The sequence below is a fragment of the Crocosphaera sp. XPORK-15E genome, assembly GCF_034931425.1.
In the GTDB taxonomy this organism is placed as follows: domain Bacteria; phylum Cyanobacteriota; class Cyanobacteriia; order Cyanobacteriales; family Microcystaceae; genus UHCC-0190.
This window is the reverse complement of sequence record NZ_JAYGHQ010000008.1, coordinates 108,934-123,366: the sequence shown is the minus strand read 5'-3', so window position 1 is coordinate 123,366 and position 14,433 is coordinate 108,934. Positions and strand designations below refer to the sequence as shown.

Genomic DNA, 14,433 nt, shown 5'->3' with positions numbered 1-14,433 from the left:
AAAAATCCTCGGTTTTGCTAGTTATTTTCAGAGGTTAGAACCAAAATAAATCCTTCTGCTTTCCCTAATATTTTAGCATTAGATAGGGGTAAATTTTTGAAACTATTTTGATCGAGTAGGAGATAAGAAGATGTTAACGCTAATTTTTCTAATGCGGTTTGATCTTGAGCAAGCACTTGGCGATCGCTATAAAAATCTAAACTAGGACGACTGTAAGCAAATGAGGTATAAATGATGGTATTGTCTGGAGTGTGTTGTCTAATTAAAGTAGCGACAGGTTTCACGGGAAATGCCTCATTTAATTCCCAAATCCATGATTCAGAGGTCATGAATATTGCGAGACTCATATATAAACCTATGATCAAAATTATAACAAAATTGGGAGAAGTTTGTCGAATTTTTTGCCAAGACAATAAAAAAGTCAAGAAAAGAATTAAACCAGTAACAATTAAATTGATTTCTTTCCCTTCCATTAAGAAGTAAATTACACCAATTAACGCAGCAATACTTCCCATTAAAAAGCTATAGGACAACATTTTAGGTGTAGATTTATGAGGTTCCCAAAATTGAGATAAATAAGCACCAATTCCTAGAGCAAAAAAAGGATAAATTGGCATAATATACCAAGGAAGTTTAGTTCCCATGAGAGTTATTATTGCCAAAAATAGACAAAATACTGTTAACACTAATTTTCCCCAAGATTCTTTTTTTTGTTGCCAAGCTAACATTAAACTTCCAGGTAAAAAGAGTAACCAAGGAAAACTATATTTAATCAATTCAAGTCCATAATACCAAAATGAACCGCTATTTCCTTCCACTGCAGTTGCAAGACGATCAAAATTTTGTTGTTGAAAGTGAACTTGAATAAAGATATGTCCATAATGATTAATTTGGATAAAATACCAAATAAACACTGGCATAAATCCGAGGAATATTCCTAACCATAAAGCAGGATTTTTAAGATAATTTACTGGTTTATCTAAGAGTATATATACCCCTAGAATGGCAGCTAAAGCAATGACTAAAGTGCCTTTACTCAAAGCAATTAATCCTAACCCAATACCATAACCAATTGCCCATTTAGGGTGTTTTCGAGATTTTAATAAACAGAGGATAGAAAAGATAAAAAATGTGTTAATTATTCCATCTATCATCCCTAAGCGTCCATGACGAATAATAGGTAATAATGTTAGATAAACTAAACTACTTAAAATGGCTGGTAGCTGCTGAGAAAAGAGATTTTTTCCTACTAAATATAACAGAGGAACCCCTAAAGCTGTTAGTAATGCACAGGGAAAACGAGTAGTAAATTCACTAATTCCTCCTAATTGATAGCTGAGGTTGATTAACCAAATAATTAAGGGAGGTTTTAAGAGAAAAGGTTGACCATAATAAGTTAAATAAAGCCAATTTCCTGTTTTAAACATATCCTTAGTAACTGTCCCATAGTAACCTTCATCCCAGTCTCTTAAGGGTAAATTTCCTAAGCCAATAAACCAGAGAAATAATGCTAAAATCAATAAGACAAAGAAACAGAAATAGGGGTTTTTAAACTGATAACTTAAATCAAATTTAGTCATTATTTTTTTGAGTAATGAAGTAAAGATAATATTTCTCATTGTAAATAAATGCTTTCCTGAAACTTGCCAATAATTGCATATTTAGCTCGGAAATGGGTTGATTAAATTCTCTATTTATGATTAATAAAATAGGTTTATTCTGTTTGGCAATTAATTGATTTATCTGTAGCATTAAATCAGCATCACTGATCAATTTTCTCTCTTGACTAAATAAGACATAACTGCCTAAGTTTTGAGTTTCTGGATAGTAGATTTTTTGATTAAGATAACCACTAATAGGAGACACAGCAAAATCTTCAGTTCCGATCATTAAATTGGTTGTTAAGTTGTTTTCTTGGATGAATTTTGCCGTTGCTTTACTTGCTGAGTAAGGCGTAATTAAATCTCGACTAAAGGCCACAATTCCTGCGATGACTTGTAACCATAATATTATCATAATCAAAGTCTGTTTATGAAGCTCAACAAATTTAAACCATTTTAGCCAAAGTCTTGAAAATTGGGCAGGAAGTTTAGATAAATATTTAACAATTACATCAGATTCAGGATAATAATAAGCGATCCAAAGAGCAGTAATTAAGATAATATATAAATGTCCATAATGTCTCTGAGATCCTAAAAATTTAAGGTATGTAAAGAGAAGAATTTGTAAACTTCCCATGAGATAAAAACATAAAGCAATTGGTTTTTTTATAAGGATAGTAATTGCAAATCCGAATAAACCTAAAGAAAGAAAAGAAAAAAGAACAAGATCAGTTGGTTTAGAATCACTCGGAATAATCACTAAAATATAGCTTCTCCAAATTCTTGTAATAGTTTGGGTAAGTCGATTAAAATCAAACTGAAATAACCATTGATCGGCACCACCTTGTAAGGTACTATCTCCAGGAGGTAATAACATAAATACAGATATAATAATGCCTATACCCAATAATAGCAAAGCATAAACAAGATTATAAATATTAGCCTTAGTCTCATAATTTAGCTTATTTTTAAAAGCATACTCAATCATCAATGTCAATGCTAATGCCAGTGAAATCAGCAAACAATAAGCATTCGTATTCGCCATTAAAGCCAGAATGAAAGCTAAAGGTAAATAACTTTTATGACGACTAGGAAAAAAGATGCAAAAAAGAAATACAAATAAAATACCAATGGAGTAATTACGACTAATCAAAGAATATTCATAGAGGGGAAGATAGCCAAAAATAAACAAAACTTTTTGGATTCTTTTAAAAGGAGAAAATAGAATAAATAAACCAAAAGCCCCCGTTGAAATTAACCAATGAAAAAGCTGCATTGCGACGGGATTAGGAGTTAATTGATTAAGTATTAATAGACAAAGATACCAAAGCAGAGGATGTCCTTCATACTTAATATTGTGAAAAAAATCAACAAAAGAAACACTATCTCTAGCAATTAACCAACCATTTAATTCATCACGCCACATGGCATGATTTAAAGTTCCAATTAAAATAATAATGGCAAATAAACCAAGAACACCTAGTTCAAAACTTTTATTATGTTTGAGTTTAAAATAAGACAACATAGAAAATTTTGGCTGTTGTAAAATCATTAATTTTTCCAAATATCAAGAAAAATCTAACAACTTAAAAAACAAGTGATGAGAAAGACCCAATAACCTGTAATCTAGAAATTAAATAGAGCCTAGAGAGGATAGAAAGATTGGCTACTCGCGTTATTATAGTGCGTCATGGACAAAGCAGCTACAATGCTCAAAAGAGAATCCAAGGTCGTAGTGATGAATCCGTTGTCACAGAAAAAGGTCGTCAGGATGCTCAAGCCGTTGGTCATACCCTCAGTTCCCTTCCCATTGATGCTATTTATTGTAGTCCCTTGCAACGGGCAAAAACCACTGCTGAGATTATCCAAAACTGCTTTATTAAGCCACCCAGTTTATCCCCCAGTGAGCAACTTAAAGAAATTGACCTTCCCCTCTGGGAAAATTTGCATAAACAGGAAGTCATTGAAAAATTTCCCACAGACTATCAATGCTGGAAAGAAAGACCAGATGAATTTAAAATGGTTATGGCAACTCCTGAAGGACAAAAAGACCATTTTCCTGTCATTTCCTTATACAAACAAGCCCAAGAATTTTGGCAAAATCTCCTAGCTAAACATTCAGGACAAACCATTTTAATTGTGGCTCATAATGGCATTAATCGCTGTTTAATCATGAGTGCCATTGGTATTCCTCCCTCTCATTATCATCGGATTCAACAATCTAATTGTTGTATTAATGTGTTAAATTTTACGGGTAATTGGGGCGAAACTGTCCAACTCGAATCTCTTAACCAAACCTCTCATTTAGGCATTCCCATTCCTCCAACTCGTGCCGAAAATAATCGATTAAGGTTATTATTTATTCGTCATGGGGAAACCCAATGGAACCGAGAATCTCGCTTTCAAGGAATACGAGATATTCCTCTCAATGATAATGGCAAACAACAGGGACAAAAAGCCGCTGATTTTCTTAAAGACGTAACTCTAAATTTTGGGGTAAGTAGTCCCTTATTAAGACCAAAAGAAACCGCCGAAATCATCTTACAATATCATCCTGATCTTAGCTTAGATTTGCGTCCTCAATTGACAGAAATTTGTCATGGACTGTGGGAAGGAAAACTAGAAAGCGAAATTGAAACCGCATTTCCTGGACTGCTGCAAGAATGGAAAGATGCCCCGGAAACGGTGCAAATGCCCGAAGGAGAAAACCTACAACAAGTGTGGGATAGGGCGGTTGCTTGTTGGCAAGAAATTGTCAAAGATTATAGCAATTCATCCCATCCTCAAACCGGAATTGTTGTAGCCCATGATGCCATTAATAAAGTAATTTTATGTGATTTATTAGGGTTACAACCTGCCAATTTTTGGAATATTAAACAGGGCAATGGTGGAGTGAGTGTCATTGACTATCCCCAAGGAATAGACGGGCCTCCCGTCTTACAAGCTATCAATTTAACCACCCATTTAGGGGCTGGAGTATTTGATAAAACAGCAGCAGGGGCCTTATGAAATTTCTCCGCAAATGATGAGGGTTTTGATAATGTCTTAAAAATCTCTTATTTGGCAAGGAAATTGATTGACTTTTAGGGCTTGCTGAATCAAATGAAAAAGTATACCAAACAAGGATTTTAAGCTGTGTAAACTCTAGATTACTTTGGTATACTTTTTCGGACAAACTTATTGATCATTACTAAATTAGTGTTTTTTGCTTATTGATATAATCCCTAAGCCACCTAAAATTAATAAAGCTAGGCTAGAATTAGGTTCGGGAACTGGAGTATTAGGATTAGGATCTAGTATAACTATTCCAGTTTTATTCAAATCATCTGCTCCAAAGGCAATATCTGTGAAAATAAAGAAATCTCCATCCCTTGCAAAATTAACATTAAATATAGTGTCTACACCAAAATTGGGTTCTGGTGGCTTTGGTCGATCGCTTCTGATATTGAAAGCCAAGTTATTAGTTCCTATTTCATAGCTAAATTGATCGATAACTTTTGGTTCTAATGCGGATATTTCTAATAGAAAATTATCCTGACGAAAAGTCCCTTCAAAAAGGTTAACCTCATTAGCCGAAATAAACCCGTCTTTATTCTTGTCGGTTGCGCGAAAGGTACCATAAAGCATACTCTCAGGGAAAAAATTAGGTTCCGTGGAGTCGTATTGTCTCTCAAAAATGAATGTTGAAGCCTTAGCTGAAGTCACCCATAATGAGTTAACCAAAATACTCATTCCCAAAATCAATAAACTTTTAGAATTCATTTTTTTTACCTACTATCGATTGGTAAGGGTTTTAAGCTGTGTAAACTCTAGATTACTTTGGTATACTTTTTAAGCAAAACCTATTGATCCTTACTAATTTGGTGTTTTTTCCTTATTGATATAATCCCTAAGCCACCTAAAATTAATAAAGCTAAACTAGAATTAGGTTCTGGAACTGTAGCTTGAGGCTCAACTCCCTCGTCTGGTATTTCTTCAACTCTTCCAGTTTTATTAAAATCTTCTGGTGCAAGGATAGCATCTCCGTCTCTAAACGTATCAAAATTCCTGGCAAAATCAACATTAAACTCAATGTTTTCGTCACGGGTAGGATCTGGGATGGGTTGATCGGTTCTGACATTGAAAGTCAAGTTATTAGTTCCTATTTCATATCTAAAATTAGCAAAAACTTTAGGTTCTGATGCTTTTATTTCTAATAGAGAAATACCATCACTAAAAGTCCCTTCAAAAAGGTTAACCTCATCAGCCGAGATAAACCCGTTATCATTGTTGTCGGTTGCGTGGAAGGTACCCGAAAGTAACCCATTTGGTGTCGTGGAGTCATATTCTCTTGAGAAAGAGAATGTTGAAGCCTTAGCTGAAGTCACCCATAATGAGTTAACCAAAATACTCATTCCCAGAATCAATAAACTTTTAGAATTCATTTTTTTAACCTACTATCGATTGGTAAGTGAGCTAATGGATTGATTTAAGTCCATGATTAGCCCCAAAAATACTACGAGTCTTGTAGCACACAAATCAATTTAAACATAGGAAACTGAGTTCGATGTATATTTTATTAATTTTTTTGTATAACTTAATTCGATAACATTCCTGTTCTAGAAGACTGCAACCTGTATAAAAATTGACATTTTTGGACATTATGTCCCAGAATTGCTGTAGATCTTGGGCAAAAAATTAAAGTTTGTTTTTGTAATGGGGATTTACGCCCCGCTCCAAAAAAGTTTTGCGGCTCGACTGGGTTCGCCGAACATCCTTCATTTGACAAGGTTTTAGCCAATTATTTATCAGCCAGGACTTAGCAACAGACAGTCCCTGTCGGGTAAATTCAGGAAGAGACTACCAATTTGTGGAAAAAACGGCCATAATAGGAGGCGTTAAACCCTTAGATTTAATCCTGGGGCCAGGCAAAATCGTCAATCTCAAATTGAAAATGGCTTGACTCTCGGCCAAATTCTAGTAAGCTACTATATCAACATCAACATGAAAAAATCCTAAAATCATCGATCCCCGTTTATTGAAATCTCTATTAATCTTTCGGAGTGAGGAACTAAAAAAATCGTGTCGTTTAGCACTATTCGACAACTGGCCAAAGGGAAGAAGCCTTCTTCTTCTGAGCCTTCATTTCAACAAGGCGTTCTCAGAGTTGCTGGAGGAACCGTCCTCAGTCTGAGTTTATTAGCAAGTTCTATTGTCGCCGGAGGACTCGTCGGACTGGCCATCAGCTTTCGTAACCTTCCTGATGTACGGATGCTGAACACCTACGCCCCCACAGAAACCAGTTATATTTATGATGTCAAAGGCCGGCTGCTGTCTCGACTCCATGGAGAAGCCAACCGAGAAGTTGTCAGCCTCGATCACATTTCCCCTGAACTGAAACGGGCAGTCATGGCCATTGAAGACAGTCATTTTTACCTACATCATGGCATCAACCCCAACAGTATTGGTCGGGCCATCTGGGTTAACTGGAAAAGTGGCGGTGTGGTAGAAGGAGCATCAACCATCACCATGCAGTTAGTCAAAAATATTTTCCTCTCCAGTGAACGCACCGTCAGTCGCAAACTCTCCGAAGCCGTTTTGGCCATTCGGGTTGAACAGGTTTTTGACAAAGACGAAATTATGGAAATGTACCTCAATAACATCTATTGGGGTCACAACAATTATGGGGCCCAAACTGCGGCCCAAAGCTATTTTAATAAGCCAGCCTCTAAATTGAACCTAGCGGAAGCTTCCATGATGGCTGGTTTAATTCAAGCCCCAGAAAACTATAGTCCCTTTAACGACTATCAAAAAGCGAAAGAACGCCAGGCGGTTGTTCTCAGCCGTATGACCGATTTAGGCTGGATCACCCCCCAAGAAGCAGAAACAGCCCGTAAAGCCCCTTTAGGCATCGGTAAACCGACCTCATGGCAAGGCAGCAAACTACCTTATGTCACGGATACCGTGATGCAGGAGTTAGGGGACAAGTTTGGCAAAGAAGCAACCCTGAAAGGTGGGATGCGAATTCAAACGACTGTTGATTACTTGATGCAAAAGCAGGCCCAAGCAGTGGTTCAGCGTGCCTATAATAATTTACGGGGACGGGGCATTTATGCCAGAGAGTTACAAGTATCTTTAGTCGCCGTTGATCCCCGTACCCACTTTATCAAAGCCATTGTCGGGGGCGTTGATTATGATAAAAGTCAATTAAATCGAGCCACTCAAGCCCATCGTCAACCAGGGTCATCCTTTAAACCCTTTGTTTACTATACCGCCTTTGCCAGTGGGAAATATACCCCAGAGTCTGTGGTCAATGATAGTCCTGTTAGTTACCGTGATGGCAGTGGCCTCTATACCCCGAAAAACTACGGCGGCGGCTATTCTGGGGCCATGTCCATCCGTACCGCTTTAATGCAGTCCCGTAATATTCCGGCGGTGGTTATTGGGCGCAAAGTGGGAGTTGATAAGGTGATTGAAGTTTGTCGTCGTATCGGCATTAAAAGTCCCATGCAACCCGTCACCTCTCTACCTTTGGGGGCGGGAGATCTGACCCCTCTGGAAATGGCTAACGCCTATGCTACCTTTGCCAGCAATGGCTGGTATGCTGACCCGACCATTATTTTACAAGTTACTGATAGTCGGGGCAATGTTTTATTAGACAATACCCCGAAACCCCAATTAGTGCTTGATCCTTGGGCAACTGCCTCCTTAACCTCTGTCTTACAAGGGGTGATTACTGGGGGAACGGGAAGGGCCGCTAATCTTGGCCGTCCCGCCGCCGGAAAAACTGGAACCACCGATAATGAACGCAATGTCTGGTTTGTGGGCTATGTTCCTCAGTTGTCCACTGCTGTTTGGATCGGTGATGATGCTAACCGCGTCTTAGGAAAAGGGGTGACAGGTGGGGGTAATGCTGCTCCTATTTGGCGGGAATTTATGCAGGAGGCACTGAAAAATGAACCCGTTAAACAATTTCATGCTGCTTCTAAATTTCCCCGTCCTAAAGCCAAATAATTAGCCAATATGAAAAGGGGACGATTGTTATTAGAAAATGTCGAAAGTAGACAGTGGTTTCGTCTCCTTTTGCAATGGCAAGGTTCAGTTATTCCTGCCATTTTGCCCCGTGTTATGTTCTGCGCGGCTTTTAGTGTGGTAATCACACTTTTGTATCAGTCTGGGATTAATTTGGATTTACCTATCGATAGTGGGTTAGTGCCTAGTATTGTGTTGGGTTTACTGTTAGTGTTTCGGACGAATACTGCCTATGAAAGATATTGGGAAGGCCGAAAACTCTGGGGAACTTTAATTAATACGGTGCGAAATCTAGCCCGAACAATTTGGGTAACGATTCAAGAAAATAGCATTAAAGATCATCAAGAAAAAATTGATATCCTCCGCCTTTTGGTTGCTTTTGCTGTCGCTACTAAATTACATTTACGTTTAGAACCACCTGACGAGGAATTAGTCAAATTTATGCCACAACAAAGCTATGAAAAATTACAAACCATGAATAATCCTCCTCTAGAAATTGCTTTTTGGATTGGGGATTATTTACAACAACAATATGAAAAAAAATGTATTGATTCTTATCAACTGATGACCACCTTTAAACTCTTAGATACTATGGTTGATGTCCTTGGTGCCTGTGAAAGAATCCTTAAAACCCCTATTCCTTTAGCCTATTCTATCCATTTAAAACAGTTATTATTATTATATTGTTTAACCCTTCCTTTTCAATTTGTAGATGATGTAAAATGGGTAACACCCCCCATTGTGGCTTTAATTAGCTTTACTGTGTTTGGTATTGAGGAAATAGGGATTGAAATTGAAAATCCTTTTGGCTATGATGCTAATGATTTACCCTTAGATACAATTTGTCAAACCATGGAAAGGAATATTGAAGACTTGATTACTCTAGCACCTTGTGTCAGACATTGGAAAGATCGCATGAATGATTTTATTGAATAGATATTATTGACTAAAATAAATTACTATTTAAGACAAAAAGCTTTAAACTAATAAATAGTCCTTAATTACCACTTAAGTTTATTATGAATTGGCACGTTCCTGACAATCTCTCCTTTGAAGATGCGCTTCAGTTAAGTGAAATTTTCCTTGAAGGTATGGAAAGCAAAAGCTTAAAAGAGACTGAAATTCAAGAAATTATTACCACATTAGTCAGTAGTGAAAATGGGGCTAGAGGTTTTTTTGTTACCTATTTAACGAGTGATAAATATTTAGCTGATACCCCAACAAAAGAGGTGATTAATGCCTTAAAAACTTCCCCAGAAATTGTCAGTGAATTATTAGTTAAAAACTTAGCTATGTCCTCCGCAATGGCCATTACTCATCGTCGTAATAATGATGAAGAAATGGCCCAAGGATCAGACACAGTTTGTCAACGTACCACTAAATTAATTCAACAAGTTGAATTATGTTTAATTCAAGAAAAATTGCAACAATTACAGGAAACAATTGTCACAGGATCAGGCAAATATGCTCCTTTTTTAGAACGATGGGGATACGATGAGGAACAAAAGAAAGTTATTAAAAATCAAGTAGAGATGAACATTAATTAATGTTTTGCTAAGCCTTGATATTGCTTCTCATTAATTCTTCCAGCTTTGTATAAAGTTTCTGTAATTTCTGATATTTTCAACACAGAATAAGCCTGATAACCATGCTCTTTTAGTTTATCGTGAACCCCTTCCTCATGGTCAATAAATACCACAATATCCTCAACAATTAAACCAGAAGATTTTAATTTTTCTGCCCCTTCCCTGACACTTTTTCCGGTAATTAAAATATCATCAATTACAACAACTTTTTCTCCTGGATGAAAATTTCCTTCAATTAAACGACGAGTGCCATGGGCCTTAACTTCTTTGCGCGGATAAATCATCGGATGGTGTAACATTAAAGATAAACCTGTTGCTGTGGGTAAAGCTCCATAAGGAATACCCGCAATGCGATCAAAATTTAATCTTTTTAAGATGTCCCCATAAGCACTTAAAACTTGATGAAAAAGTTGAGGTTGAGAAATAATTTTCCTCAGATCAACATAATAAGAAAAAGTTGCTCCTGATGCTTGAACATACTCTCCAAATAACAAACAACCTATATCATAAAGTTGTAAAATTAAATCTTGATAAGGGTGAGGACTTAATAAACAAACATTAGAACTCCAAAGCTCACAACTTTGAGATTCTTGAATAATTTGTTCTCTCAATTGATTAATTTCTCCCTTGAGAGTTGTCACTTGTTCTCTTAAATTATCACTTTTCAAGAAATCTTGGGGAACTGGAATCAATACCCCTTCCCCTGCTTGATTTAAACCCGCTTTTAAAATGCTAGTAATATCATTGCCTTTACTCCAAATACTCCGCAGTAAGAGAAATCTTTCCGACGCAACACCTCGAATCTTACGAATAACATCTAAATTGCTTGTTCCCACTTCTAAAAATAATTGTTCTAGGGTTCCCCAAGTTTTTGCTTCCTTAATTACTTGTAAATAAAAAGGAGCTTCATCAGTCGGATATTCTTGTAAATTAACCGCCCCAGGATTAGAAGTATGACACAAGACAAAAACCCCTTTATCGGGATAAACTAAAAACGGCGCAACATGATCTTGTCCCGCATAAGGACTTACCGTTACAGCATCTACCTGCCACTTTTCAAAAATCGTCTGAGCAAAAATGGTACTGGTATTAATATCCCCATGTTTAGCATCTAAAATAATCGGAATATCTTCAGGAATTGCCTTAATTACCCTCAATAATAAATCTAATCCTTCTCCCCCAAACGCCTCATAAAAGCCTAAAGTTGGTTTGTAAGCGCAGACTAAACCCGATGTCTGTTGAATCACCGATTTTAACCAAGTTTCTAGGCGAATTATTAAACCTTCTTCTCCTTCCCCTGAATTTTCAGCTTGAGGCATCATTTCTGGGTTAGGATCAAGACAAATGATGAGTAAGGTTTGATAGGTGGCGATCGCTTGGGTTAATTTTTCAAAAAAGCTCATGGAATGATGTTACCTTCAGAATATGACCGATTGTAGCAGCAATCTCCCTCTAAATTGCCATTAGTTAGGATTCAACTGCCATGAATTAGTTTTAAGTTCTGTTTTAAATTTCGAGTAATCATAATCTATTAAACCCGAATAACCAATCATTGTTCATCATCAAAAACTGTCACCCCACCTAACCGAAACAGAAAGGTTAACTTGTTAATATGGGAACATTCACCCCATGATTCCCTAGTCTATAGAGGAAAAGATTACTAGCTTAAATCCTATGACCTCAATACCTGAATATTCTACCCTGAAATCCTTACCTGAAATTTGGACGATCGCAGCCAAAAAATTCCCTAATACTGTTGCACTCCATGACCCCCATAGTAAGCCCGAAGTTAAACTTACCTATAGTCAGTTATATCAACAATTAGAAAAATTTGCCGCCGGATTACAGGCTCTTGGAGTCACAGCAGATGATAAAATAAGCTTGATTGCTGATAATAGTCCCCGTTGGTTTATTGCCGATCAAGGATCAATGTTAGCAGGTGCAGCTAATGCTGTAAGATCGTCACAGGCCGATCGCAATGAAATCGCCTATATTCTGAGAGATAGTGATAGTCGTGTCCTCATTGTTGAAAACCTGAAAACCTTAGCCAAAATTCGCGCCTTTTGTGATGAAATTCCTCTACAATTAATCATTCTATTGAGTGACGAAAAACCTAACCTAGAAGATCCCATCAAAACCTTAAACTATAGCCAATTGATGGAAGTAGGGGCGGAAAATAGCTTAAAACCTATCTCCAAAAATAGCCAAGATTTAGCTACCTTAATCTATACCTCTGGAACCACCGGACAACCCAAAGGAGCCATGTTATCCCATGGTAACTTATTACATCAGGTCAAGAATATAGATGCCGTTATTGAACCCAAAACAGGCGATCGCGCCCTCAGTATTTTACCCTCTTGGCATTCCTACGAACGCAGTGGCGAATATTTTCTCTTGTCTCAAGGATGCACCCTCATTTATACCAATATCCGCAACTTTAAGACCGATTTAAAACGTTTTAAACCTCATCACATGGTGGGAGTTCCCCGTCTTTGGGACTCTCTTTATGAAGGTATTCAGAAGCAATTTAGGGATCAAAGTCCCACTCAACAAAAAATTGTGCAGTTTTTCTTAAATATCTCAGAAACCTTCATCCTGTCACGACGCATTGCTAATAATTTAAGCTTAGATCACTTTGATGCCTCTGCCCTAGAACGGTTCACAGCGCAACTTAAAGCAGCTTTTCTCGCCCCATTACACGCCTTGGGGGATAAATTAGTCTATCAAAAAATTCGGGATGGTGTAGGGGGAAATATGGAAACCTTAGTCAGTGGGGGAGGTTCCTTGGCCAAACATCTTGATAACTTTTACGAAATTGTCAATCTTCCCGTTTTAGTTGGGTATGGCCTGACAGAAACCTCTCCCGTCACCAATGCCCGCACCCATAGTCATAACTTACGGGGATCTTCTGGTCAACCCATTCCTGGTACAGAAATAAGCATTGTTCACCCTGATACCCGCGAACCCTTACCCCAAGGGAAAACCGGACTTGTTCTGATTCGTGGCCCCCAAGTAATGCAAGGATACTATAAAAAACCCGAAGCAACGGCCAAAGCGATCGATCCCCAAGGATGGTTTGATAGTGGGGACTTGGGATGGATCACTCCTATGAATGATCTCGTTATTACCGGACGGGCCAAAGATACCATTGTTTTAAGTAATGGGGAAAATATCGAACCTCAACCCATTGAAGACGCTTGTATCAGAAGTCCTTATATTGACCAAATTATGTTGGTGGGACAGGATCAAAAAGCATTAGGGGCATTAATTGTTCCCAATTTAGATGCGTTGCAAACTTGGGGAAAAACTCAACAAATTACCCTCAATTTACCTCCTCAAGAAGCATCTAGGGAAGGGGTTGTTAACAGTGATCTGTCTGGGAAACCTGTTCAAGACTTATTCCGTCAAGAATTGAACCGAGAGGTTAAAAATCGCCCAGGATACCGCGCTGATGACCAAATCAGGGTATTTGAGTTGATTTTAGAACCTTTTACCGCCGAAAATGGCATGATGACCCAAACTTTAAAAGTCAAACGTCCTGTGGTGACGGAACGGTATCAGGGTATGATTGACGGGATGTTTAATTCCTAGATGACTAAACTGGTCAAAATCATTAGAAAATAACGAAGTTAACCAAAGGATAGACGAATTATGGAAGACGCAAACACCACCTTAATGCTAAAACGGCCAATCAATGTCAAGGTAATTGTAACGACTCGCTGGAAAGATGAAATGCAGCAACAACTGCAAGCACAGATTACCCAAATTGATGGCCAAATGCAACAATTAGAAATGCAAGGACAGAGGGCGATCTCTGAAATTCAAAAACAAAGTATTTCTCCCCCAGGGCCCGAAGTTTCTCAACAAATTGACAATATTCAAATTCAGGTTAACCAGAAAAAAAGTGAGTTTCTGGAACGAAAAAACCAATTTTTGCAACAAATGCAACAAGTTCAATTATTAGAATTGGATCAAGAGGTTGTGCAAGCACAAATGGAAAGCTTTTTCCGTCTCGAACAAGGAGATAATTTAGTCAAAAAATTGAATGTAGAAATTGTCCTGCGGGATGGGGTTGTAGAAGAAATTCGCGGCGACATTTAATTAAAATAGCCACGTTGCTTTCTGCGCGTGGCCATTTCTTTTTATCTTTGTTGGTGACAATAGTATTAATACCATTTAGTATGAGATAAAGGGAAAAACGCCATTATTCTTCATTGTTTTCGCTGAAATCTGCA

Annotated in this window: 11 protein-coding genes; 6 read left to right on the top strand and 5 right to left on the bottom strand. The window is 37.6% G+C overall.

All coding sequences use genetic code 11. The annotated features are described in order from the left end of the window. Nucleotides 1–17: 17 nt before the first annotated feature. Together VB691_RS10120 and VB691_RS10115 are read right to left on the bottom strand one after the other, a co-directional pair. Nucleotides 18–1,580: a glycosyltransferase family 39 protein gene (locus tag VB691_RS10120; protein ID WP_323291368.1), complete on the bottom strand. Its 1,563-nt coding sequence runs from the start codon at nt 1,578–1,580 to the stop codon at nt 18–20. Beyond that, on the bottom strand, nt 1,573–3,126 hold the full coding sequence (locus tag VB691_RS10115; protein ID WP_323291367.1) for a hypothetical protein: 1,554 nt from the start codon (nt 3,124–3,126) through the stop codon (nt 1,573–1,575). Before VB691_RS10115 ends, VB691_RS10120 begins: the two co-directional genes overlap by 8 nt. 137 nt (nt 3,127–3,263) lie before the next feature. Here VB691_RS10115 and VB691_RS10110 point away from each other — a divergent pair, with 137 nt between their 5' ends. After that, nucleotides 3,264–4,610 carry a histidine phosphatase family protein gene (locus tag VB691_RS10110; protein ID WP_323291366.1) on the top strand — a complete coding sequence of 449 codons (1,347 nt, stop codon included), beginning with the start codon at nt 3,264–3,266 and terminating at the stop codon, nt 4,608–4,610. A gap of 186 nt (nt 4,611–4,796) precedes the next feature. Here the strand turns inward: VB691_RS10110 and VB691_RS10105 are convergent, their stop codons facing one another. Then, on the bottom strand, nt 4,797–5,363 hold the full coding sequence (locus VB691_RS10105; protein WP_323291365.1) for a PEP-CTERM sorting domain-containing protein: 567 nt from the start codon (nt 5,361–5,363) through the stop codon (nt 4,797–4,799). 80 nt (nt 5,364–5,443) lie between these two features. Beyond that, nucleotides 5,444–6,025, bottom strand: a complete 582-nt coding sequence (locus VB691_RS10100) for a PEP-CTERM sorting domain-containing protein (protein ID WP_323291364.1) — start codon at nt 6,023–6,025, stop codon at nt 5,444–5,446. A gap of 637 nt (nt 6,026–6,662) precedes the next feature. Here VB691_RS10100 and VB691_RS10095 point away from each other — a divergent pair. From VB691_RS10095 to VB691_RS10085, 3 genes are all read left to right on the top strand, one after another. Then, on the top strand, nt 6,663–8,594 hold the full coding sequence (locus tag VB691_RS10095) for a penicillin-binding protein 1A (RefSeq protein ID WP_323291363.1): 1,932 nt from the start codon (nt 6,663–6,665) through the stop codon (nt 8,592–8,594). Between the two features lie 9 nt (nt 8,595–8,603). After that, nucleotides 8,604–9,548, top strand: coding sequence for a bestrophin family protein (locus VB691_RS10090; RefSeq protein WP_323291362.1), 945 nt, complete (start codon nt 8,604–8,606; stop codon nt 9,546–9,548). An 83-nt stretch (nt 9,549–9,631) separates the two neighbouring features. Continuing rightward, a complete protein-coding gene (locus VB691_RS10085) occupies nt 9,632–10,159 on the top strand; it encodes a hypothetical protein (protein WP_323291361.1) in 528 nt (175 codons plus the stop codon). On the opposite strand, the gene VB691_RS10080 is transcribed toward VB691_RS10085, so the two are convergent. Next, nucleotides 10,156–11,601 (bottom strand): bifunctional orotidine-5'-phosphate decarboxylase/orotate phosphoribosyltransferase, encoded by a 1,446-nt coding sequence (locus tag VB691_RS10080; RefSeq protein WP_323291360.1) that lies wholly within the window; start codon nt 11,599–11,601, stop codon nt 10,156–10,158. The two genes, VB691_RS10085 and VB691_RS10080, sit on opposite strands and share 4 nt — an antisense overlap. Before the next feature lie 271 nt (nt 11,602–11,872). Here VB691_RS10080 and VB691_RS10075 point away from each other — a divergent pair, with 271 nt between their 5' ends. Both VB691_RS10075 and VB691_RS10070 read left to right on the top strand, forming a co-directional pair. Next, nucleotides 11,873–13,789, top strand: a complete 1,917-nt coding sequence (locus VB691_RS10075) for a long-chain fatty acid--CoA ligase (RefSeq protein WP_323291359.1) — start codon at nt 11,873–11,875, stop codon at nt 13,787–13,789. A 60-nt stretch (nt 13,790–13,849) separates the two neighbouring features. Further along, nucleotides 13,850–14,299 carry a YlqD family protein gene (locus tag VB691_RS10070; protein WP_323291358.1) on the top strand — a complete coding sequence of 150 codons (450 nt, stop codon included), beginning with the start codon at nt 13,850–13,852 and terminating at the stop codon, nt 14,297–14,299. Nucleotides 14,300–14,433: the final 134 nt, after the last annotated feature.

Bases quoted from the DNA above. Each gene is read 5' to 3' on its own strand.
- VB691_RS10120 (WP_323291368.1), bottom strand. From the start codon at position 1,580: ATGACTAAATTTGATTTAAGTTATCAGTTTAAAAACCCCTATTTCTGT.
- VB691_RS10115 (WP_323291367.1), bottom strand. From the start codon at position 3,126: ATGTTGTCTTATTTTAAACTCAAACATAATAAAAGTTTTGAACTAGGT.
- VB691_RS10105 (WP_323291365.1), bottom strand. From the start codon at position 5,363: ATGAATTCTAAAAGTTTATTGATTTTGGGAATGAGTATTTTGGTTAAC.
- VB691_RS10100 (WP_323291364.1), bottom strand. From the start codon at position 6,025: ATGAATTCTAAAAGTTTATTGATTCTGGGAATGAGTATTTTGGTTAAC.
- VB691_RS10090 (WP_323291362.1), top strand. From the start codon at position 8,604: ATGAAAAGGGGACGATTGTTATTAGAAAATGTCGAAAGTAGACAGTGG.
- VB691_RS10085 (WP_323291361.1), top strand. From the start codon at position 9,632: ATGAATTGGCACGTTCCTGACAATCTCTCCTTTGAAGATGCGCTTCAG.
- VB691_RS10080 (WP_323291360.1), bottom strand. From the start codon at position 11,601: ATGAGCTTTTTTGAAAAATTAACCCAAGCGATCGCCACCTATCAAACC.
- VB691_RS10075 (WP_323291359.1), top strand. From the start codon at position 11,873: ATGACCTCAATACCTGAATATTCTACCCTGAAATCCTTACCTGAAATT.
- VB691_RS10070 (WP_323291358.1), top strand. From the start codon at position 13,850: ATGGAAGACGCAAACACCACCTTAATGCTAAAACGGCCAATCAATGTC.